The following is a 20,087-nucleotide window of genomic DNA, read 5'->3' on the forward strand; positions in this document are numbered from 1 at the left end:
AAAAGTATCAACCAGGTAGGTCTTGCCCCGTCCGACACCGCCCCAGAAATAAATCCCCTTCACCGGGGTAATAGGTGCTTGCGGCTCACGCTTCAATAACCGTTGCAGCAAAGAGGTTTTCACTTCCGGCTTAGGGGCCAGCATTCGGTGGTAGAGCGCTTCGAGGTAAGAGACCGCCATGGCTTGCGCCTGATCGGCGATAAAGTCAGGCTGCTGAAGATCGCGTTGATATTGTTGTTGTGGAGTCATCCTTTACTGTTGCCCAATTCATCCCATCTTTGGCATCAGATAGTACCATGGCAACGTTTGTGCATGTATAGTAACTATACGAAACAAATTTGTTGGCGGGTATTCAGCGCCAATTAAACAAACTGGGTTACAAAAGAGAGACCACAGGCCTGAGCATGCCATAACCAAGCGGCATGCCGCCACACTGTCTTTGACCGACACAAACAACTTGGTATTCATAAAGTCACAAGGAGTTTTCATGGCTTGGATCTATGCGCTACTCATTTTTGCCGCAGGTGCAATTGTAGGGGCCTTTGCTGCCCGCCTCGGTAACAAGAGTCTCAAACAACAAAAAGAGCTAAAGAAAGACCTGGATAAGTCAAAATACGAGCTGGAACAGTACCGTCAGGAACTTGTTGACCATTTCGCCTGTAGCTCGGAGCTACTCGATAACATTGCCAAAGACTACAGCAAGCTCTATGAGCACATGGCAAAAACGTCCAGCGAGCTAATGCCGAACCTGCCGGATCAGGACAACCCGTTCGCGCGCCGGATCAGTACGCTGGAAGCCGTCACAGATACTGGTGACATCCAGGATCAGCCACGCGATTACGCCAACGGCGCAACAGGGCTGCTAAAGGACGAACCAGAAAAAGTCGAAGAGCCAAAAGCGAGCTAATTCTTTTTTCTGGAACTAAACCCCGGTTTTCAAGTCAGAGCTAATACCGCTTTCCAACATTGGTTATTGATTCTTAGGTGTTTATAACTGCAATGGAATGGTACTACTACTTGTAAACCGGAGTTTAGTAATAATGAAAAAACCTTTGCTTGTATTCAGTGCACTGGCACTCGGCATCAGTTCTGTTATTACCCCAATCACGGCAACTGCTGCATTACCTCTATCAACGAATAGCCAACAGCTACCTAGCCTCGCGCCGATGCTAGAACAAGTCACCCCGGCAGTTGTCAGTATTGCCGTCGAGGGCAAGCAGGTTTCCAGGCAACGTCTTCCTGAGACCTTCCGCTTTTTCTTTGGCCCTGAATTTCCAGAAGAACAACTGCGTGAGCGCCCATTCCGCGGGCTGGGTTCCGGTGTGATCGTCGATGCGGACAAGGGCTACATTGTTACCAACCACCATGTCATCAACGGTGCCGATAAGATCATGGTTCAGCTCCATGACGGCAGAGAGCTTTCGGCCGAGCTGATCGGCAGCGACGAGATGTCCGATATCGCACTGCTCAAACTCGACAAGACCAAAAACCTGACTGCAATCAGCCTGGCTGACTCCGACAACCTGCGGGTAGGTGATTTCGCGGTTGCCATCGGTAACCCGTTCGGACTGGGCCAAACCGTCACCTCGGGCATTATTTCCGCCCTTGGCCGCAGCGGACTCAATATCGAAAACTTCGAGAACTTCATTCAGACCGATGCAGCAATCAACAGCGGTAACTCGGGTGGTGCACTGGTTAACCTCAACGGTGAGCTGGTCGGTATCAATACCGCCATTCTGGGTCCTAACGGCGGTAATGTCGGCATCGGCTTTGCCATCCCGGTCAATATGGTGAAAAACCTGACCGAGCAAATCATCGAGTTCGGTGAGGTTAAACGAGGTATCCTGGGTGTTCAGGGCGGCGAGCTAACCTCCGAGCTGGCAGAAGCCTTCGGCTATGAAACCAACCATGGTGCCTTCATCAACCAAGTCATGCCTGACTCCGCGGCAGAAAAGGCCGGGCTGAAAGCCGGGGACATCATTGTCTCGGTTAACGGCAAGCAAATCCGTACCTTCGGTGAGCTCCGCGCTAAAATCGCCACACTGGGTGCAGGCAAGAAAACAACCTTGGGTATCGTACGCGACGGCAAAGAACAAACCGTATCGGTGGTCCTGCAGGAAGCTAGCCAGAGCAAGGTCAAGGCTGAAAACCTCCACTCCGGTCTGGCCGGCGCTGAATTTGCCAATACAACCGCCAATGACGGCGTCAAAGGCGTGAAGGTCACCAGCATTGACGAGAAATCCCTGGCAGCACGTTACGGCCTTCAGAAGGATGACATCATCCTAGGCCTCAACCGCCAGCCAATTCGCAACCTTGGTGAGCTTCGCAAGGCACTGGAGCAAGAGCCGAATGTATTGGCGCTCGAAGTGAAGCGTGACAACAATATCCTGTACCTAATCATCCGCTAACGCCGTATATCGGGCCAGCAATGGCCCGATTTCCCGCCCTATCGCCTCACAATATATCCTCTGTATGAAACAACTATTCCCAACACTACTTCCCTTTGAAAAGAAATACCATCACAGTACAACATTGCCAGTACCGCCGTCTAAGTGCCTGGTAGGGTTTGGTATCTAGTCGTTGTAGTGATATCCTCGTGCGAATAATTCATAGAATGCACGCTTCGTGCACAGGCGCTATTTTCATTTCAGGGGAGCAAGCATGCTGGCTTTTATTCGTCGGTCCATTTTACTTGGCGTCGTGACAGCTATTGCCTTACTCGTTGTTTTCCCTGAACTTCGTACCCAGATGATCCAGCCGCCGGTATCACTGGCCCCAGCTCCGACTGATCAGATCCAGCTGTCCTATAACTTTGCGGTTCGCCGGGCTTCCCCTGCCGTCGTCAATATCTATAACCGCCGCTACAATGCAGAGGACCGACTCAAGCTGAGCACCCAGGGACTGGGCTCGGGCGTGATCATGAGCGACAAGGGATACATAGTAACCAACTATCATGTTGTAGCCGAAGCCGATCAGGTTATTGCCGCCCTGCAGGACGGCCGCATTTTTACCGCCCAGCTCATCGGTAAAGATCAGCGAACTGATCTGGCCGTGTTGAAAATCCAGGCTGAAAACCTGCCGGTTATTCCGCTGAGCCCGGATTACAAGCCCGCTGTCGGGGATGTCGTGCTGGCCATTGGTAACCCGTACAACCTGGGCCAGACGACGACCTATGGGATCATTTCTGCTACTGGCCGCGCTGGCATGAGTTTCTACGGCCGCCAGGATTTTCTCCAGACCGATGCCGCAATCAACGAGGGCAACTCCGGCGGAGCACTGGTCAATACCCGTGGCGAGCTGGTCGGCATCAATACCGCCTCTTTCCAGCAGGCAACGGATATCGAAACCTACGGCATCTCCTTTGCGATCCCTTACGAGCTGACCCAGAAGATCATGAACAAGCTGATCGCCGACGGCCGGGTGATCCGCGGCTATATCGGCATTGAAGCCAGGGATATCAATCCGGTGATGGCTCGCCTGTACGATGCCGATCAGGTCAGCGGGATCATTGTTATGGGGATGGATCCGAATGGCCCGGCAGCCAAGGCCGGATTCAAAGTGCAGGATATTCTGATCGAGATTGACGGCAAGAAGGTAACTGACCGGCGCAATGTTCTGGATATTGTGACCGAACTTCGCCCAGGCAATGCCGTCGAGATGAAAGTACTGCGAAACGGTGCGCCAATAACGCTGTCTGTCATGATTGCCGATGAGCCCAACCAGTACTAGTTATTCTCACAACGAGTTACGGACAACAAAAAAAACCTCGCAATGCGAGGCTTTCTTCCAGCAATTAAACGCTAGCAAACTCTATTCGCTAAACCGCTCAATCTTCATACCCAGCGCACTGAACTTGTCTTCAATGTGCTCATAGCCACGATCAATGTGGTAGATACGGTCAACAATCGTTTCGCCTTCGGCAATGCTGCCGGCAATCACCAGGCTGGCAGAGGCACGCAAGTCTGTTGCCATTACCTGGGCACCACTAAGACCATCGGTGTCACCGCAAATGGCCGTATTGCCTTCGATTTCGGCATGAGCGCCCATACGGATCAGCTCAGGAATATGCATAAAGCGGTTTTCAAAAATCGTCTCGGTGATAATACCCGTGCCCTTGGCAATAAGGTTCAGCAACGAGAACTGCGCCTGCATATCAGTCGGGAAACCCGGGTGCGGAGCCGTGCGGATGTTTACCGCTTTCAGCTCTCGGTCTGTCATATCCAGGCTGATCCAGTCTTCGCCGGTTTCGACAAGCGCACCCGCCTCTTCCAGCTTGGCCAGCGCCGCTTCCAACAGAGACGGCCTGGTATGACGACACATGATCTTGCCGCCGGAGACAGCTGCGGCTACCAGGAATGTACCAGTTTCAATACGATCGGCAACCACTTCGTGGTAACCACCACCCAGTCGTTCAACACCTTCAATCGTGATTGTATCGGTGCCGGCTCCGGTGATCTTGGCACCTAGCGTATTCAAGAAATCGGCGGTATCAACAATCTCTGGCTCGCGGGCAGCATTTTCAATGACGGTTTTACCGTCCGCCAGCGTTGCCGCAGACATAATGGTCACCGTCGCGCCAACACTGACCTTGTCCATCACGATATGCGCGCCTTTCAGGCGACCGTCTACCGACGCTTTGACATAGCCTTCTTCCAGTACAATCTGGGCACCCAGCTGCTCAAGGCCATGAATGTGCAGGTCAACCGGACGGGCACCAATCGCACAACCACCAGGCAGAGAAACCTGCCCTTCACCAAAACGCGCCACCAATGGCCCCAGCGCCCAGATAGACGCACGCATGGTTTTTACCAACTCGTACGGGGCACAGAACTCATTCACACCACTGGCGTCAACATGCACCGAGCCATTGCGGCTTACCTTGGCGCCCAGACGGCTAAGCAGCTCCATCGTGGTATCGATATCACGGAGCTTGGGTACATTGGCGACTTCAACAGGCTCTTCAGCCAGCAAAGAAGCAAACAAAATCGGTAATGCTGCATTCTTAGCACCAGAAATGGAGACTTCGCCACTTAATGGGCCACCGCCCTGGATTCGAAACTTTTGCATCATTAACCTCTTAGGACAGCGACATCAGCTTTTTATCACGCGCCCACTCTTCCGGCGTGAATGTCTTGATGCTCAGGGCGTGAATATCATTCGCCGCAATCTGTCCCATCAGCGGGCCATAGATAGCCTGCTGTTTCTTAACGCGGCTCATGCCTTCAAACATGGCACCAATAGCAATCACTTCGTAGTGGCTGCCCTCGCCTTTAACAATGATTTCATCAAGTTCTAAGGCATTTTCAAGAATTTGTTTAATTTCGGAGATTTCCACAAGCTATCCTCTCTGCCACTTAGTCAATACAAGCAGCTAACATTGATTCGACATGGCTCAAGCGAAGCAAGGTAACCAGCTGTTCCGGCACGTTCAATAACGTCAGTTCACTGCCATTACTGCTGAGCTGTTGATATACATGAAGCAACATCACCATGCCCGCCGAGTCTACCCGCGATAAAGCAGCAAGATCGAGCTTTACCCTGGCATCCTGTGGCATCCATTCATGTCTTTGCTGCCAAAAGGCTGGAACTGTGTCACGTTCCAGTGCCCCTGACAAGCAATAATACCCATTTTCCTGAGCTCGCCACTCAATCTTAGGCTTACTCATTGTTTTTGTCCTCACGGCGTATTGGTTTCGCCGCAAGTTCTTTCAAGTTCGCTGTTACTGCATCAATCCCTTCGCTACGTAGCTGACCGCTCCATTCACTCTGTTTGGTCGAGATCATGCTGACGCCTTCGGCCACCATATCGTAACCCTGCCACTCGTTGGTCTTCTTGTTCTTGCGCAGCTTGAAGTCCAGACGGATCGGCGGGCGCTTGGTATCAAGAATGTCGACCCGAACCGACACGATTTTGCGACTGGCCGGCACCGACTTCGGTGACTCTATCTTGATATCCTGATCGGTATACTGAGTCAGCACTTGGGCGTAGGACGCAACCAGATAATTGGTAAACGCGCTGACAAAGTTGTTTCGTTGCTCTGCTGTCGTTTTTTTCAGCTGTGGTCCCAGCACTTTATAGGCCGCATAGCGGGTATTGATATACGGCAGCAGTTCCTGCCGGACAATACTGCGCAGCAATTCCGGGTTGCGCTGGATCTGATTCTTTTCCGCTTTCAGGCGATCAAACGTATTCTGGGAGACCGTCTGCATCATCAGATAAGGATCCGTTCGATTTACCGTATCAGCCTGGGCAACCAGTGGAAGCGATAGCAGCATTACCAATATATATCGAAAGAGTTTCATCATATCCCCTATTAATTACTGTCACCGCCGATGCTGTACAGCACCTGGCCAATCATATCTTCCAGAACCAATGCCGACTTGGTGTCTTCGATCAAGTCACCGTCGCCGAGCATATCGATATCTTCGTCAATAAACCCAGGCTCAATGCCCAGATATTGCTCGCCCAGCAGCCCTGATGTAAGGATGGCAGCCGAACTGGTTTCTGGAAAGTAACCGTACTTTTTCTCGATAGACAGCGTGACGACCGGAACATAGCTTTCCGTATCTAGCGTAATATCGGTGATCTTGCCGACGGTCACGCCACCGACTTTGATCGGCGAGCGAACTTTCAAGCCGCCGATATTATCGAAATGCGCTTGCAGGGTATAAGACTCATTGCCGCCGATGTTCTGCACATCCGCTACTTTGAACACCAATACCAACAAGGCAGCAAATCCGGCCAGTACAAAGCTACCAACCCACAATTCTAATTTTTTTATCTGTTGCATCCGTTTATTCCCAACGTTCCGCTGATCGCTTGCTTAATTGCCAAACATCAATGCTGTCAGCACAAAATCCAATCCCAATACCGCCAGTGACGAGTTCACCACCGTGCGTGTTGTTGCCCGGCTGATCCCTTCCGATGTCGGTATCGCATCATAACCATTGAACACCGCAATCCAGGTCACCGTGATCGCAAACACGACTGACTTGATGATACTGTTGCCAATGTCATAGCCTAACTCGACCGATGACTGCATCACCGACCAGAAACTACCGTGATCGATACCCTTCCAGTCCACACCAACCAGCTGCCCGCCCCAGATACCCACGGCACAAAATAGCAGCGACAACAGCGGCATCGAAATCACACCGGCCCAGAAGCGAGGGGCAATCACCCGGCGTAACGGATCCACGGCCATCATTTCCATGCTCGATAGCTGCTCGGTTGCCTTCATCAAACCAATCTCAGCCGTCAGTGCCGAACCGGCCCGGCCGGCGAACAACAGTGCCGTTACCACTGGCCCCAGCTCGCGCAGCAGCGACAGGGCGACCATTTGTCCCAGGCTCGTTTCGGCACCGAAGTCAATCAGCACAATGTAGCCCTGCAGGCTCAGTACCATGCCGATAAACAGGCCGGACACCAAAATAATGGCAACCGACAGTACCCCGACCGAATACAGCTGCTTAATCAGCAGCGGCAGCATTTTCCTCGGCTGTGGCTTGCTGACCAAGGCCCCGTACAGCAACAAACTCGCACGCCCGACAGCCTGACATTTATCGATGCCCCGCCGTCCTTGCCGTGCAACAAAATCCGCTATCATTCTTGATAATTACCTTATTTGTTATGTTATTCCCGTCACGTTCTCACGCATCACGGCCACCAGGTAGCGATGGCACTTTCTCGCTTTATTCCGTCATGCCAAACAGATCTTCGCTCAGAGCCTGAGCCGGGTATTTGAATGGCACAGGCCCGTCGGCATCCCCATCCAGAAATTGTCGGATCTGCGGATCAGGGTTTGCCCGCAGCTCGTCAGGGGTCCCCTGGCCGATGACTTTGCCTCCCGACAACAGATAGACATGATCGGCAATACTCATCACTTCCGGAACATCATGAGAGACGATCACCGAGGTGATCCCCAGCGCCTGGTTCAGGCTCCGGATCAGCGTCACCAGCACACCCATGGTGATCGGATCCTGGCCAACAAACGGCTCATCATACATGATCAAGTCAGGGTCAAGGGCAATAGCTCGTGCCAATGCCGCCCGGCGCGCCATCCCACCAGACAGCTCATTCGGCATCAGTTGCGCGGCACCGCGCAGGCCAACGGCCTCAAGTTTGAGCAATACCAGCGTGCGCAATAAATCTTCCGGCAGATCCGTATGTTCCCTTAGCGGAAAGGCAACATTGTCAAACACCGTCATGTCCGTGAACAACGCCCCGGACTGAAATAACATGCTCATCTTATTGCGAGCCTGATACAGTTCGCGGCGGCTCAGCGTCGGTATATTCCAGCGCTCAAACCACACCTCGCCGCTATCTGGCTGGATCTGTCCGCCGATAAGCCGCAGCAAGGTGGTTTTCCCAATTCCGGACGGCCCCATTATGGCCGTTACTTTTCCCTTGGGCACATCCAGAGACACATCATCAAAAATTTTGCGTTCACCACGCGAAAACGTCATATTTTTGATCGAAACGAGTGCTTCAGTCGGTTCCATAGCCATCCTGTCGGCCTATCCGGCCTTAATTCGAAATCCACGTCCCCTGCTTTGGGACAATATGGTTGATATAATTCATGATTTAGACGCCAAGCATCGATCATAGGTACATTACGCAACCAACTCAAGACGAGAACTGTAAGATCTGTGCAATTTCATTGTCTCGCCCTAAGTTCATAATATGGCGCCCAACATATTGTTTTTTGCTATTGCTGGCAACTATATAAGACATATTGCGACATTCGCTTACCCGGCTATTTTGGGTGAATAATGGGACAAGGTACGACAAGAACTTCTTGCTCGGCTCAATTTGTCGCGGCTTTTCCTTTCTTTTTAGTCAACGAACCGTCAAAATTGCCCCCTTAACCTCTTATATAAAGATTGACGAAAAAAGGGATAAGAATGCTCGAAGCCATTGTGTTGCTCTGTATCGGTTTGGCTCTACTGGTATGGAGTGCAGACCGACTTGTTTTTGGCGCCGCTGCGTTGGCAAGAAATCTCGGTGTAGCACCATTAGTCATAGGGATGACCATTCTTGCAATGGGCTCTTCGGCACCTGAAATGATGGTTTCGGCAACAGCAGCACTTGACGGTAAAACCGACACCGCCGTCGGTAATGTGCTGGGATCAAACATTGCCAACATCGCACTTATCCTTGGTCTGACAGCTATTCTTAAGCCACTGGCTATCAGTTCCGGCATTATCCGTCGCGAGCTTCCTCTGATGATGGTGGTCACTCTATTGGCGGGTGCTTTGCTATGGGACAGCCACCTTGGCTTCATCGAGGGTGTCCTGCTCGTGGTGCTGTTCGTCATCTTCCTGCTGGTAATGCTAAAAATCAGCCGAAACGCCAAAGACGCCGGTGACCCGCTTGCCGATGAGCAAGAATCAGAAATCCCGGAAGGCGTCAGCAACAAAGCCGCAATGGTTTGGGTTGCGATCGGCCTAGTACTGCTTCCTTATGCGGCGAGCATGCTGGTCGACTCTGCCGTCACCATTGCCAAGTACTTCGGCATGAGCGATCTGGTCATCGGTCTGACCATCATTGCAATCGGCACCAGCCTGCCGGAACTGGCCGCGTCTATCGCCAGCATCTACAAAGGCGAGGACGACATGGCCGTCGGTAATATCATCGGCTCCAACGTATTCAATATTCTTGCCGTCATGGGTATCCCGGGGCTGCTCAATCCGTCCGTCCTCAGTCCGCTGGCGATGGGGCGCGATTTTTACGTCATGCTTGGCGTATCTGTTCTTTTGGTGTTGATGGCATTAGGAAAACGTCGCAGAATCAACCGAGTGGAAGGCGCTGTGCTGGTTTGTTGCTTTGTCGCCTATCAAGTTTATCTGTTTTATAATCTAGCGGCTTAACGGAGACCCGAGCTATGCCTGATACGTTTGATTATTGCGATTTTGGCCGCAAAGTTATCGACATCGAAACCAAAGCCTTACAGAACTTGGCCCAATACATCAACGGCAGCTTCAGTGAAGCCTGCCACCTCATTGCCAGCTGTACCGGAAAGGTCATCGTGATGGGAATGGGCAAATCTGGCCACATCGGCAACAAAATTGCCGCAACGCTGGCCAGTACCGGCACTCCGTCATTCTTTGTTCACCCGGGAGAGGCCAGTCACGGCGATCTGGGTATGATCAAAAAAGGCGATGTCGTGCTCGCGATTTCCAACTCGGGCGAAGCATCAGAAATTCTGACCCTGCTGCCGGTTATCAAACGTTTAGGGATCCCGTTAATCAGTATGACGGGCAAACCTGAGTCCAGCATGGCCAAACTGGCGCAAACCCACCTGCAAATTACCGTTGAGCAGGAAGCCTGCCCGCTGAACCTGGCCCCGACATCCAGTACAACCGCGACACTGGCCATGGGGGATGCTCTGGCAATTGCCCTGATGGAAGCCCGTGGCTTTACCGCCGACGACTTCGCGCTGTCCCATCCGGGCGGTGCTCTTGGCCGAAAGTTGCTGCTGCGGATTGCCGATGTGATGCACACCGGTGAGATGCTACCAATTGTCACCGAGCAGGCGACAATTAAAGACGCCTTGCTGGAAGTCTCCCGCAAGGGGCTGGGAATGACGGCGATTATCGACAGCGAGAACAAGCTCAGCGGCGTATTTACCGATGGTGATTTGCGTCGCCTGCTGGATAACCGAGTCGACATCCACAATACCACCATCGGCGAGGTTATGACCCGCAACCCGGCAACAATCTCGCCCCAAGTCCTGGCCGCAGAAGGATTGAAGCTCATGGAAGATCGTAAAATCAGCGGTCTGCTGGTTACTGAAGACGAGCGCCTTGTTGGCGCCTTTAATATGCACGATCTGCTAAAAGCCGGAGTCATGTGATGCAAATCGAAACTATTTATGGTCCGGTCTGTCAAACCGTCTATCAGCAGGCAAAAAATATCCAGTTATTGATCTGCGATGTCGACGGTGTCTTTTCCGATGGCAGGATTTACATGGGCAATGACGGCGAAGAGTTGAAAACGTTCCATACTCGTGACGGATACGGCATCAAATCGCTAATGGCCGCCGGGGTCGAGATTGCCATTATTACCGGCCGCAAGTCAGCCATTGTCGAAAACCGTATGTCGGCACTGGGTATCAAGCACGTATACCAGGGGCAGGACAACAAACTGGCCGCCTATGCCGATATCGAGAAAAACCTGGGTATAGACCCGGCCCATACCGCCTATATCGGCGATGATCTGATAGACTGGCCGGTCATGGAAAAAGTCGGATTGTCAGTGTGCGTAGCAGACGGACACCCGCTGCTCGCTCGCCGGGCTGACTTTGTCACCCGGATCCAGGGCGGATTTGGCGCCGTACGAGAGGTCTGTGACTTGATCCTTGAAGCAAAAGGCGATTTAGATAAACATAAAGGCTTAAGTATATGACCTTGAAAAGGCTATTCTATGCATTGCTATTGCTTTCATGTGCATGGACTGGCTACTACCTGCTGGAAAAGCAATGGCGGGATGATGTTCAGGTGGAGCCCGACGCAGAAAAGCCGCTGTTCACCGGCAATGCCGTCGTCAACACCTCGTTTAACGAATCTGGTCTGCGCAGCTATCAGATAGATTCTGAGTATTTGGAACATTTTAGCAAAAGTGGCGATACCGACTTTGTCGAACCCGTACTGTGGGTGTATCGCGATGGTACCGAAACCGAATGGCGTATCAGCTCAAACACCGCCAGGCTGGACAAGAACCAGGTACTGCAAATGACGGGCAATGTCCGTATTTTTAACCTGTTGCCAGAATCTGCCGTCAAGACAATCCAGACGGAAACCCTACGGCTTGACCTGATCAGCAAAGATTTCGACACTCCCGACCCAGTACTCATTACCGGTACGGCCTTCCAGAACCAAGGCACGGGGATGAAGGGAAACATTGAGCGCAGTGTGGCGACCTTATTAAAAAATGTAAAAGGTAGATATGAAGCTTTACAAAATTAGTACCCTGCTCTGCCTTTGTATCAGTGCATCAAGCTGGGCATTAAGTAACGATACAGAGCAGCCGATTTATATTAACTCGGACAATCAACAGCTCGATATTCAGAAAAATATCGTTACCTTCACCGGCAATGTGGTGTTACGCCAGGGCAGTATTGATATCCGCGCCGACAAGGTCGTGGTAACACGTCCGGCAGGCACCGAAGGCAAAGAGACCATCGATGCCTATGGCAACCCTGCAACCTTCCACCAGGTGATGGATGACGGCAAGCCTATTGACGGTGCCGCCCGTAAAATGCGCTACGAAACGGCGACCGAATTTCTCAAGATGACTGACGAGGCTATCTTGATCCAGGAAGGCAGCGAAATTCAGGGCAAAGTCATCAGCTACAAGATTGACGAACAGAAGCTCGTTGCAGAAAGTGGCAAGAAGAAGCGCGTTACCACCATTTTGCAGCCTAACCAGCTGAACAGTAACAAGAAATAAGCGACAATTATGGCAACGTTAAAAGCAGAACACTTAGCTAAAAGCTATAACGGCCGTAAAGTCGTTTCAGACGTCAGCCTGGAAGTGCATTCAGGCAAGATCGTCGGCTTGCTGGGCCCGAACGGTGCAGGTAAAACCACGTCTTTCTATATGATCGTCGGCTTGGTTGCGCGTGACGAAGGCACCATTACCATTGATGGCAACGACATCAGCCTGCAGCCGATGCACAACCGCTCGAGAATGGGGATTGGCTACCTGCCGCAGGAGGCCTCTATTTTCCGCAAGCTGACGGTTCACGATAACCTGATGGCCGTCTTGCAGACACGCAAGGAGCTCAGCAAGAGCGAGCGACAAGATAAATTAGAAGAATTGTTGGATGAATTCCACATCCAGCACATTCGTAATAGCCTAGGCATGGCATTATCAGGGGGTGAGCGTCGTCGGGTTGAAATCGCCCGAGCTCTGGCCGCCAACCCTAAGTTCATTTTGCTTGATGAACCTTTTGCCGGGGTCGATCCGATATCTGTGATCGACATCAAAAAGATCATCGAACATTTACGTGATCGCGGGCTAGGTGTACTGATCACCGATCATAATGTCAGAGAGACACTTGATGTCTGTGAACATGCCTACATCGTTAGCCAGGGCCAGCTTATCGCCCACGGTTCGCCGAGTGATGTTCTTAACGATGAGCACGTAAAACGAGTCTATCTGGGCGACCAGTTCCGTCTATAGTTATTTATAAGGACGTACCAGGGGCCAATGGGTAAAGGCTTGATGACTGCAGGTGTTAAAGCCGTCGTTGGCACCACAACAAAAGATAACAACAAGGTACATACGCATATATGAAAACCTCGCTCCAGCTCAAACTAGGTCAACAACTGGCAATGACGCCACAGTTGCAACAAGCCATCCGCCTGTTGCAATTATCCACCTTGGATCTCCAGCAGGAGATTCAGGAAGCACTGGACGCAAACCCGCTGTTGGAGCTGGATGAGAATAGCAATGAAGCCACGCCGACCACCGAGGAAAGCAAGGCGGACGGACAGGACAGCGGTGAGATCTCAGCTCAGGAAGGGGAATCAGGCAACGATCCGGAGCCTTTTGATACCTCGGAAGTCATTGAGCAACGCGAAATGCCGGAAGATCTCCCTGTCGATACCACCTGGGATGATGTCTACAGTGCCGGCACCGGCAGTACCGGCATCGCCATCGATGATGATATGCCCGTCTACCAGGGCGAAACCACCGAGAGCCTGCAAGACTACCTGATGTGGCAGGTACAGCTGACACCTTTCACCGAGACCGACTTGACTATCGCCACGGCAATTATTGACGCGGTTGATGACAAGGGCTATCTCACCTGCTCCGCCGACGAGATCCTCGAAAGCCTGGGCAATGAAGAGGTTGAGCTTGATGAAGTCGAAGCCGTCCTAAAACGGGTACAGCAATTTGACCCGCTCGGGGTTGCCTCGCGCAACCTGCAGGAGTGCCTGTTGCTGCAGCTCGCCACTTTCCCTGAAGACACTCCCTGGTTGAGTGAAGCCAAAACCCTTCTCAACCAGCATATCGATTTGCTGGCAAACCGAGACTATCGCCAGTTGATGCGCGAGACCAAGCTCAAAGAAGCCGAGCTGAAAGCGGTCATGCAGTTGATCCATGATCTGGACCCTCGTCCGGGCAACCGGGTTGTTGCCTCCGAAACCGAATATGTGGTGCCGGATGTTTCCGTCTTCAAGGATCACGGCAAATGGATCGTGACCATCAACCCCGATAGCGTGCCGCGTATCCGTGTTAACCAACAGTATGCGGCCTTGAGCAAAAACACCCGCAACAGTGCTGACAGCCAGTTCATTCGAACGCATCTGCAGGATGCCAAATGGCTGATCAAAAGTCTGGAAAGCCGCAATGAAACACTGCTGAAAGTCGCCCGCTGCATTGTTGAACACCAGCAGGACTTCTTTGAATATGGCGAGGAAGCCATGAAGCCGATGGTGCTCAATGATATTGCACTGGCAGTGGACATGCATGAATCGACGATCTCCCGTGTGACGACGCAAAAATATATGCACACCCCACGCGGGATCTTTGAATTGAAGTATTTCTTCTCAAGTCACGTTAGTACGGATAATGGTGGAGAGTGCTCTTCGACCGCTATTCGGGCACTGGTGAAGAAACTGGTTGCCGCTGAAAATCAGGCGAAGCCACTAAGTGACAGTAAAATTGCGACATTGCTGGCGGAACAGGGCATCATGGTAGCGCGGCGAACTATCGCCAAATACCGTGAATCGCTAGGTATTCCGCCGTCTAATCAGCGAAAACGTCTGCTCTAGCCAGACGCCAACAGAAGGAAGATGTCTATGCAAATTAATCTCACAGGGCACCATGTCGAAATTACCCCGTCTTTACGTGATTACGTAAATACCAAGTTCGATAAGCTGGAACGCTTTTTTGATAAGATTAATAATGTCCATGTGATTCTGAATGTTGAAAAATTGCAGCAGGTCGCAGAAGCGACCTTGCACATTAACGCAGGGGAAATCCACGCGAAAGCGGATTCAGAAAATATGTATGCCGCTATTGACGCATTAACTGATAAACTGGTCCGTCAATTAAATAAACACAAAGATAAACTCAATAGCCACTGATCATGCAACTGAGTACTGTATTGAGCCTGGACTGCACCAAGAGTGCAGTTCACTGCTCCAGCAAAAAACGCGCTCTGGAAATCATCAGCGAAATTGCCGCCGAGCATCTAGACCAAAATCCCCAGCCACTGTTCGAGTGTATGCTCAGCCGTGAAAAGATGGGGAGTACGGGCATCGGCAACGGTATCGCGATTCCCCACGGACGGATCAACAACAGTGATCAGGCCATTGCCGTCCTGATCCAGTGCCAGGATCCGATCCAGTTCGATGCCATAGACAACCAGCCGGTCGATTTGCTCTTTGCCCTTCTCGTTCCGGATGCCCAATGCAAAGAGCACCTGAAAACCCTGTCTAGCATGGCTGAAAAGCTAAGTAACAAACAAGTCTGTAAACAGCTACGCACCGCAAAAAGCGATGAAGAGCTTTATCAAATCCTCACCTGTGATTCATAATGATCACCACTTCACTCCCGTTATTTAAGGTATGCCAGCCATGAAGTTAATGGTCGTAAGCGGACGTTCCGGCTCAGGAAAATCTATTGCCCTGCGGGTATTGGAAGATCTGGGCTATTACTGTGTTGATAACCTACCAGTCAACCTGCTGCCCCAGCTTGTCAGCACGGTGAATAGTGACCAGCAGGATATCGCAGTGAGCATCGATGTTCGCAATATGCCCGATGAGCCTGAAGAAATCCGTAAAACACTGGATTCTCTCGGTGACAAGCTGGACGTCAATGTGATCTACCTGGATGCCGATGACAAAGAGCTGGTTAAGCGCTACAGCGAAACCCGCCGCCTGCACCCGTTATCCCGGGACAACATGAGCCTGGAGCAGGCCATTCAATCGGAGAGTGAGCGCCTGGCTGAGCTCAAGGCACATGCCGACCTGGTCATAGATACCACCAACCAGTCCATTCACGATCTCAGCGAAACCGTTCGTTCCCGTGTCCTGGGCCGCGATGCGCGTGAGCTGATCATGGTATTTGAGTCGTTCGGCTTCAAGCACGGTATACCGACAGATGCCGACTACGTCTTTGATGTGCGCTTTTTGCCCAACCCCCACTGGATCCCCGAGCTCAAACCTTTGACCGGCCTGGATCAGGGCGTAAAAGAGTATCTCTCCGGGCACCCGGAGGTGACCCAGCTGACTTATCAGATACGTAACTTTATTGAAACTTGGCTACCGATGCTGGAAAAGAACAACCGTAGCTACCTGACGGTTGCCATTGGTTGTACCGGCGGTCAGCACCGTTCTGTCTATATCGCCCAGCAGTTAGCAGAGCATTTTCGCTATGAAGGCCACCAGATCCAGATTCGCCACCGCACACTGGAAGCAAAGTCATGACCGTCCTAAGCCGGCAGTTATTTATCAAAAACCGCTTGGGCCTGCATGCGCGGGCCGCTATCAAACTGGTTGAGCTGGCACAAAGCTTCGAGTCCACTGTCACTATCAGCAATGACGAAAAAAGTGCGACCGCCGACAGTGTGATGGGACTGTTGATGCTCGAATCGGCCCAGGGCCAGCAGATCTGCGTCAGCGCTGATGGCGATGATGCTGAAGCCGCATTATCAGCGGTTTCCGAGCTAATAGAAGCAGGCTTTGACGAAGAAAGCTAGTTGCCCCGGTGAAGTTAACTTCGCCAATTGGGCTGTGAACAAGAATGATTGTGAGTGCATTTAATCCGAACTAAACCATAATCATTCTTTTCCTGCCAATCCCTGCTATTCCTCCTGCAGATTAAATCTTTATTTCCTCTCAGATCTGGTGAGACAACCACTACACTATTACGTTAAAATTCAGCTTATTGCGCCGTCAGACCAAACTAAGCAGACCAAGCTAAACAGTCAGCAATGCCCTCTTGGCATTCTCTGTTCACCTCAATCACCAGTTCAGGGTATGGCGGCCGGCATCAGAGTAATTTGGGGTACCACGACCAATGGCGGATGTATTAGAACAAGATCAGACGCATCAGACGCTGCAAGAAGTTAATCAAGCGCTTGAAAACGGCATGTTTGTCCATGTCCGCCGAATGCTCCAGGATATGGAGCCGGAGGATATCGCTCACCTGCTGGAAGCCTCTCCGCCCAAAGAACGCCAGGTCTTATGGCAGCTGACCGATCCCGAAGAGCAAGGTGAAATCCTCGATGAACTGTCGGAAGATGTAAAAGACGGCATCGTCGCTCAGATGGAGCCAGAAAAACTGGCGGCCGTCACCGAGGGGATGGAAACCGATGACGTTGCCTATGTCCTGCGTAGCCTGCCTGATGACAAGTATCAGGAAGTACTGGCGCAAATGGATGCCACCGACCGTCACCGGGTAGAAAAGGCCCTTGCCTACCCGGAAGAAACGGCCGGCGGTATGATGAGCACCGACTTTATCACCATCCGCGGCGATGTTACCGCCGATGTCGTCTTGCGCTACCTGCGCATGAAGGGAGAACTCCCTGAAGCCACAGATGCCCTGTATGTTGTTGACCAAACTGAACAGCTCATCGGTAGCCTGTCGTTATCAACGCTGATCACGACCCAGCCGGATACTGAGATTCAGGAAGTCATGGATGATGCCGACGAGGCCATCTCGGTCGAGATGGATGACAGCGAAGTAGCCAATCTCTTTGAACGTCGTAACTGGCTGTCAGCCCCGGTCATCGATACGGACAACCACCTCGTCGGTCGTATCACCATTGATGACGTCGTCGATATCATCCGTGAAGATGCCGAACATACCATGATGAGTATGGCGGGTATGGAAGATGACGAAGACACCTTTGCTCCTGTTATGAAGTCCGCCCGGCGCCGTAGTATCTGGCTGGGCGTCAACGTACTGGCAGCTCTGGCCGCGGCTTCCGTGTCCAATATGTTCGAAGACACGCTGGATAAAATGGCAGCCATCGCGATCCTGATGACAATCGTACCGTCAATGGGCGGTGTCGCCGGTAACCAAACCGTCGCCCTGGTGATCCGGGGCCTGGCCGTCGGCCATATCGGTGAAACCAACACCCGCTGGCTGCTCAGCAAGGAAGCCCGCGTCGGCTTGATTAACGGTGTGCTCTGGGCTGCCATCATTGGCGGTGTGGTAGTGTTATGGAAAGGCAACCTGATACTCGGGGTCATCATTGCCGGCGCGATGATGACCAACCTGCTGGTTGCAGGCGTTGCCGGTGTGTGTGTACCGATCTTACTGAAAAAACTCAATATCGACCCGGCGCTAGCAGGTGGGATGGCCCTGACCACCATCACCGATATTATCGGCCTGTCGGTCTTTTTGGGGCTGGCGACAATTTTCCTTGTCTAAAGGTATTAAGTCGCGAGTGACGAGATAAAAGAAAAGCGAGAGTTTTGGCTCTCGCTTTTTCGACCCTGGGTCCTGGGGGACAGGGATTCTGAGTTTTGAAGCTTAGTCTCGCTTCTTGTCTTCCCTAGAACCGACTCTTCCCAGTGAACCGTTCTTACTCGCCTGCGACTTTCATCGTATCCAGCAACATAGAACCGGTCTGGATCTGGCTCCGGGTTTCAGTATCGGTACCAATGGCAACGATATTCTGCATCATATCCTTCAGGTTACCGGCAATCGTCACTTCACTGACCGGGAACTGGATTTCACCGTTTTCAACCCAGAAACCTGCCGCACCGCGCGAATAGTCACCGGTGACTATATTAACGCCCTGCCCCATCAGCTCTGTCACCAGCAAGCCGCGGTCCATTTTCTTCAGCATCTGGCTGTAGTCTTCACCCGTGGACTTAACCTGCCAGTTATGGATACCACCGGCGTGCCCGGTTGGTTGTCGGCCCAGTTTACGCGCGGCGTAACTGGTCATCAGGTAGGTCTGTAAGATCCCGTCTTGAATGATTTCGCGATCATGTGTCGCCAGACCTTCGCTGTCGAAAGGCGTACTTGCCATCCCTCGCAGGATATGTGGCCGCTCGCTGATGTTCATCCATTCCGGAAAGATCTGCTCACCCAAGTTATCCAACAGGAAAGAAGACTTGCGATACAGGTTCGAACCGCTGATCGCCATTACCAGATGGCCAAATAGCCCTGTCGCGATATCGGCCGCAAACATCACCGGTGCCTCGCGCGTCGACAACTTCTGCGGATCTATCCGTCCTACCGTACGTTCTGCTGCATGTTGACCGACCCTCTCAGGCAGCCACAAGTCAGAGGCACGACGGGCCGTGGTATAGCTGTAATCTCGCTCCATCTCACCATTCTTGCCTTCGGCAATCACACAGCAGCTGGTGCTGTGACGGCTTGAGGCATAGCTGGCCAGCATACCGTGGCTATTGCCATAGACACGGACACCGTAGTGGCTATCATAGCTTGCCCCGTCACTCTGTTTGATACGGGGATCATAATCAAGCGCAGCCTGCTCGGCCTGAATTGCAATCGCCGCAGCATGATCGGGCTCCGGCTCGTCAGGGTGGAACAGATCAAGATCGGGAATGTCCTTGGCCATCAGTTCTTTCGGGCCCGGCCCTGCAAACGGGTCTTCAGACGTATAACGAGCGATATCAAGCGCTGCTGCGACAGTTTGGGCTATCGCACTCTCGCTGAGATCCGAGGTTGAGGCACTGCCCTTACGCTGACCGCGATAGACGGTGATCCCCAATGCCCCATCACTATTAAACTCCACATTTTCGACGTCACACATGCGTGTCGACACACTGATACCCGTCGTTTTGTTAATAGCAACCTCGGCAGCATCAGCTTGTTTACCTGCCAGCTCCAACGCTTTGGCAACCGCCGCTTCAAGTTCTACACGCTGCTGCGCAACCTGTTCTCTTACGTCCATATCTTTACTTACTCAGAGAATGACAACCATTTCATGGCGTTACTTTAAGCACGCTAATGTGGCTTAATGAAATGAAGATCATGAAAATAATCAGCAGCACAACAGCAAACGCTGATAAGTGCCCTATTTAGTATTACATATAGGATAACACCGCCTGTAAGGAATTTGCGCCCCAAATCATGTTTAAACTGATAA

General features: G+C 52.0%; 24 protein-coding genes. 15 read left to right on the forward strand and 9 right to left on the reverse strand.

Translation table 11 applies throughout. From position 1 onward, the window contains the following. Positions 1-249, reverse strand: a 249-nt coding sequence (zapE, locus tag MHN01_RS01230; RefSeq protein WP_239409669.1) for an AFG1/ZapE family ATPase, incomplete at its 3' end; no start/stop codon positions are given. A 238-nt stretch (positions 250-487) separates the two neighbouring features. On the opposite strand from zapE, the gene zapG reads away from it, so the two are divergent. The 3 genes from zapG (at position 488) to degS (ending at position 3,729) form a co-directional block, all read left to right on the forward strand. Then, positions 488-907 carry a Z-ring associated protein ZapG gene (gene zapG, locus MHN01_RS01235; RefSeq protein WP_239409670.1) on the forward strand — a complete coding sequence of 140 codons (420 nt, stop codon included), beginning with the start codon at positions 488-490 and terminating at the stop codon, positions 905-907. A gap of 133 nt (positions 908-1,040) precedes the next feature. Next, positions 1,041-2,408, forward strand: a complete 1,368-nt coding sequence (locus MHN01_RS01240; RefSeq protein WP_239409671.1) for a Do family serine endopeptidase — start codon at positions 1,041-1,043, stop codon at positions 2,406-2,408. A 253-nt stretch (positions 2,409-2,661) separates the two neighbouring features. Next, positions 2,662-3,729, forward strand: a complete 1,068-nt coding sequence (gene degS / locus MHN01_RS01245; RefSeq protein WP_239409672.1) for an outer membrane-stress sensor serine endopeptidase DegS — start codon at positions 2,662-2,664, stop codon at positions 3,727-3,729. Positions 3,730-3,810: 81 nt separating this feature from the next. Here degS and murA read toward each other — a convergent pair whose 3' ends face one another. The 7 genes from murA to mlaF all read right to left on the reverse strand — a co-directional run bounded on the left by murA (position 3,811) and on the right by mlaF (position 8,502). After that, entirely contained in the window at positions 3,811-5,067 is a 1,257-nt protein-coding gene (murA, locus tag MHN01_RS01250) for a UDP-N-acetylglucosamine 1-carboxyvinyltransferase (RefSeq protein ID WP_239409708.1), read from the reverse strand. 10 nt (positions 5,068-5,077) lie between these two features. Beyond that, positions 5,078-5,335 carry a BolA family iron metabolism protein IbaG gene (gene ibaG, locus MHN01_RS01255; RefSeq protein WP_239409673.1) on the reverse strand — a complete coding sequence of 86 codons (258 nt, stop codon included), beginning with the start codon at positions 5,333-5,335 and terminating at the stop codon, positions 5,078-5,080. 19 nt (positions 5,336-5,354) lie between these two features. Next, positions 5,355-5,666 (reverse strand): lipid asymmetry maintenance protein MlaB, encoded by a 312-nt coding sequence (locus tag MHN01_RS01260; protein ID WP_160652260.1) that lies wholly within the window; start codon positions 5,664-5,666, stop codon positions 5,355-5,357. Further along, entirely contained in the window at positions 5,659-6,303 is a 645-nt protein-coding gene (gene mlaC, locus MHN01_RS01265; protein ID WP_239409709.1) for a phospholipid-binding protein MlaC, read from the reverse strand. The genes MHN01_RS01260 and mlaC overlap by 8 nt, the downstream gene beginning before the upstream one ends. A gap of 11 nt (positions 6,304-6,314) precedes the next feature. Next, positions 6,315-6,791 (reverse strand): outer membrane lipid asymmetry maintenance protein MlaD, encoded by a 477-nt coding sequence (mlaD, locus tag MHN01_RS01270; protein ID WP_239409674.1) that lies wholly within the window; start codon positions 6,789-6,791, stop codon positions 6,315-6,317. A gap of 33 nt (positions 6,792-6,824) precedes the next feature. Continuing rightward, positions 6,825-7,607 (reverse strand): lipid asymmetry maintenance ABC transporter permease subunit MlaE, encoded by a 783-nt coding sequence (gene mlaE / locus MHN01_RS01275; protein WP_239409675.1) that lies wholly within the window; start codon positions 7,605-7,607, stop codon positions 6,825-6,827. Between the two features lie 85 nt (positions 7,608-7,692). Then, complete coding sequence (gene mlaF, locus MHN01_RS01280; RefSeq protein WP_239409676.1) at positions 7,693-8,502, reverse strand: phospholipid ABC transporter ATP-binding protein MlaF; 810 nt, start codon at positions 8,500-8,502, stop codon at positions 7,693-7,695. Between the two features lie 402 nt (positions 8,503-8,904). On the opposite strand from mlaF, the gene MHN01_RS01285 reads away from it, so the two are divergent. From MHN01_RS01285 to mgtE, 12 genes are all read left to right on the forward strand, one after another. Then, positions 8,905-9,870, forward strand: a complete 966-nt coding sequence (locus tag MHN01_RS01285) for a calcium/sodium antiporter (RefSeq protein WP_239409677.1) — start codon at positions 8,905-8,907, stop codon at positions 9,868-9,870. Positions 9,871-9,884: 14 nt separating this feature from the next. After that, the gene (locus MHN01_RS01290; RefSeq protein WP_239409678.1) at positions 9,885-10,856 is read left to right on the forward strand and encodes a KpsF/GutQ family sugar-phosphate isomerase; all 972 of its coding nucleotides are present in this window, start codon (positions 9,885-9,887) and stop codon (positions 10,854-10,856) included. Continuing rightward, a complete protein-coding gene (gene kdsC / locus MHN01_RS01295; protein WP_239409679.1) occupies positions 10,856-11,407 on the forward strand; it encodes a 3-deoxy-manno-octulosonate-8-phosphatase KdsC in 552 nt (183 codons plus the stop codon). Before MHN01_RS01290 ends, kdsC begins: the two co-directional genes overlap by 1 nt. Beyond that, complete coding sequence (gene lptC, locus MHN01_RS01300; RefSeq protein ID WP_239409680.1) at positions 11,404-11,967, forward strand: LPS export ABC transporter periplasmic protein LptC; 564 nt, start codon at positions 11,404-11,406, stop codon at positions 11,965-11,967. The genes kdsC and lptC overlap by 4 nt, the downstream gene beginning before the upstream one ends. Then, positions 11,948-12,451 (forward strand): lipopolysaccharide transport periplasmic protein LptA, encoded by a 504-nt coding sequence (lptA, locus tag MHN01_RS01305; protein ID WP_075762393.1) that lies wholly within the window; start codon positions 11,948-11,950, stop codon positions 12,449-12,451. Before lptC ends, lptA begins: the two co-directional genes overlap by 20 nt. Positions 12,452-12,460: 9 nt before the next feature. Next, on the forward strand, positions 12,461-13,186 hold the full coding sequence (lptB, locus tag MHN01_RS01310) for an LPS export ABC transporter ATP-binding protein (protein ID WP_239409681.1): 726 nt from the start codon (positions 12,461-12,463) through the stop codon (positions 13,184-13,186). A 110-nt stretch (positions 13,187-13,296) separates the two neighbouring features. After that, positions 13,297-14,784 carry an RNA polymerase factor sigma-54 gene (locus tag MHN01_RS01315; RefSeq protein ID WP_239409682.1) on the forward strand — a complete coding sequence of 496 codons (1,488 nt, stop codon included), beginning with the start codon at positions 13,297-13,299 and terminating at the stop codon, positions 14,782-14,784. Between the two features lie 27 nt (positions 14,785-14,811). Beyond that, positions 14,812-15,099: a ribosome hibernation promoting factor gene (gene hpf / locus MHN01_RS01320; protein WP_075762396.1), complete on the forward strand. Its 288-nt coding sequence runs from the start codon at positions 14,812-14,814 to the stop codon at positions 15,097-15,099. A gap of 2 nt (positions 15,100-15,101) precedes the next feature. Further along, a complete protein-coding gene (gene ptsN, locus MHN01_RS01325) occupies positions 15,102-15,551 on the forward strand; it encodes a PTS IIA-like nitrogen regulatory protein PtsN (protein WP_239409683.1) in 450 nt (149 codons plus the stop codon). 40 nt (positions 15,552-15,591) lie between these two features. After that, complete coding sequence (rapZ, locus tag MHN01_RS01330; RefSeq protein WP_239409684.1) at positions 15,592-16,443, forward strand: RNase adapter RapZ; 852 nt, start codon at positions 15,592-15,594, stop codon at positions 16,441-16,443. Beyond that, the gene (locus MHN01_RS01335; protein ID WP_239409685.1) at positions 16,440-16,715 is read left to right on the forward strand and encodes an HPr family phosphocarrier protein; all 276 of its coding nucleotides are present in this window, start codon (positions 16,440-16,442) and stop codon (positions 16,713-16,715) included. Before rapZ ends, MHN01_RS01335 begins: the two co-directional genes overlap by 4 nt. A 320-nt stretch (positions 16,716-17,035) precedes the next feature. Beyond that, entirely contained in the window at positions 17,036-18,394 is a 1,359-nt protein-coding gene (gene mgtE / locus MHN01_RS01340; protein ID WP_239409686.1) for a magnesium transporter, read from the forward strand. Positions 18,395-18,548: 154 nt separating this feature from the next. Here mgtE and pmbA read toward each other — a convergent pair whose 3' ends face one another. Continuing rightward, on the reverse strand, positions 18,549-19,892 hold the full coding sequence (gene pmbA / locus MHN01_RS01345; RefSeq protein ID WP_239409687.1) for a metalloprotease PmbA: 1,344 nt from the start codon (positions 19,890-19,892) through the stop codon (positions 18,549-18,551). Positions 19,893-20,087: the final 195 nt, after the last annotated feature.

This window comes from Photobacterium sp. OFAV2-7, assembly GCF_022347985.1.
In the GTDB taxonomy this organism is placed as follows: Bacteria; Pseudomonadota; Gammaproteobacteria; order Enterobacterales; family Vibrionaceae; genus Photobacterium.

What these genes read in the sequence shown, in the direction of transcription:
- zapG (WP_239409670.1), top strand. Translation starts at nt 488, where the DNA reads ATGGCTTGGATCTATGCGCTACTCATTTTTGCCGCAGGTGCAATTGTA.
- MHN01_RS01240 (WP_239409671.1), top strand. Translation starts at nt 1,041, where the DNA reads ATGAAAAAACCTTTGCTTGTATTCAGTGCACTGGCACTCGGCATCAGT.
- degS (WP_239409672.1), top strand. Translation starts at nt 2,662, where the DNA reads ATGCTGGCTTTTATTCGTCGGTCCATTTTACTTGGCGTCGTGACAGCT.
- murA (WP_239409708.1), bottom strand. Translation starts at nt 5,067, where the DNA reads ATGCAAAAGTTTCGAATCCAGGGCGGTGGCCCATTAAGTGGCGAAGTC.
- MHN01_RS01260 (WP_160652260.1), bottom strand. Translation starts at nt 5,666, where the DNA reads ATGAGTAAGCCTAAGATTGAGTGGCGAGCTCAGGAAAATGGGTATTAT.
- mlaC (WP_239409709.1), bottom strand. Translation starts at nt 6,303, where the DNA reads ATGAAACTCTTTCGATATATATTGGTAATGCTGCTATCGCTTCCACTG.
- mlaD (WP_239409674.1), bottom strand. Translation starts at nt 6,791, where the DNA reads ATGCAACAGATAAAAAAATTAGAATTGTGGGTTGGTAGCTTTGTACTG.
- mlaE (WP_239409675.1), bottom strand. Translation starts at nt 7,607, where the DNA reads ATGATAGCGGATTTTGTTGCACGGCAAGGACGGCGGGGCATCGATAAA.
- mlaF (WP_239409676.1), bottom strand. Translation starts at nt 8,502, where the DNA reads ATGGAACCGACTGAAGCACTCGTTTCGATCAAAAATATGACGTTTTCG.
- MHN01_RS01285 (WP_239409677.1), top strand. Translation starts at nt 8,905, where the DNA reads ATGCTCGAAGCCATTGTGTTGCTCTGTATCGGTTTGGCTCTACTGGTA.
- MHN01_RS01290 (WP_239409678.1), top strand. Translation starts at nt 9,885, where the DNA reads ATGCCTGATACGTTTGATTATTGCGATTTTGGCCGCAAAGTTATCGAC.
- kdsC (WP_239409679.1), top strand. Translation starts at nt 10,856, where the DNA reads ATGCAAATCGAAACTATTTATGGTCCGGTCTGTCAAACCGTCTATCAG.
- lptC (WP_239409680.1), top strand. Translation starts at nt 11,404, where the DNA reads ATGACCTTGAAAAGGCTATTCTATGCATTGCTATTGCTTTCATGTGCA.
- lptA (WP_075762393.1), top strand. Translation starts at nt 11,948, where the DNA reads ATGAAGCTTTACAAAATTAGTACCCTGCTCTGCCTTTGTATCAGTGCA.
- lptB (WP_239409681.1), top strand. Translation starts at nt 12,461, where the DNA reads ATGGCAACGTTAAAAGCAGAACACTTAGCTAAAAGCTATAACGGCCGT.
- MHN01_RS01315 (WP_239409682.1), top strand. Translation starts at nt 13,297, where the DNA reads ATGAAAACCTCGCTCCAGCTCAAACTAGGTCAACAACTGGCAATGACG.
- hpf (WP_075762396.1), top strand. Translation starts at nt 14,812, where the DNA reads ATGCAAATTAATCTCACAGGGCACCATGTCGAAATTACCCCGTCTTTA.
- ptsN (WP_239409683.1), top strand. Translation starts at nt 15,102, where the DNA reads ATGCAACTGAGTACTGTATTGAGCCTGGACTGCACCAAGAGTGCAGTT.
- rapZ (WP_239409684.1), top strand. Translation starts at nt 15,592, where the DNA reads ATGAAGTTAATGGTCGTAAGCGGACGTTCCGGCTCAGGAAAATCTATT.
- MHN01_RS01335 (WP_239409685.1), top strand. Translation starts at nt 16,440, where the DNA reads ATGACCGTCCTAAGCCGGCAGTTATTTATCAAAAACCGCTTGGGCCTG.
- mgtE (WP_239409686.1), top strand. Translation starts at nt 17,036, where the DNA reads ATGGCGGATGTATTAGAACAAGATCAGACGCATCAGACGCTGCAAGAA.
- pmbA (WP_239409687.1), bottom strand. Translation starts at nt 19,892, where the DNA reads ATGGACGTAAGAGAACAGGTTGCGCAGCAGCGTGTAGAACTTGAAGCG.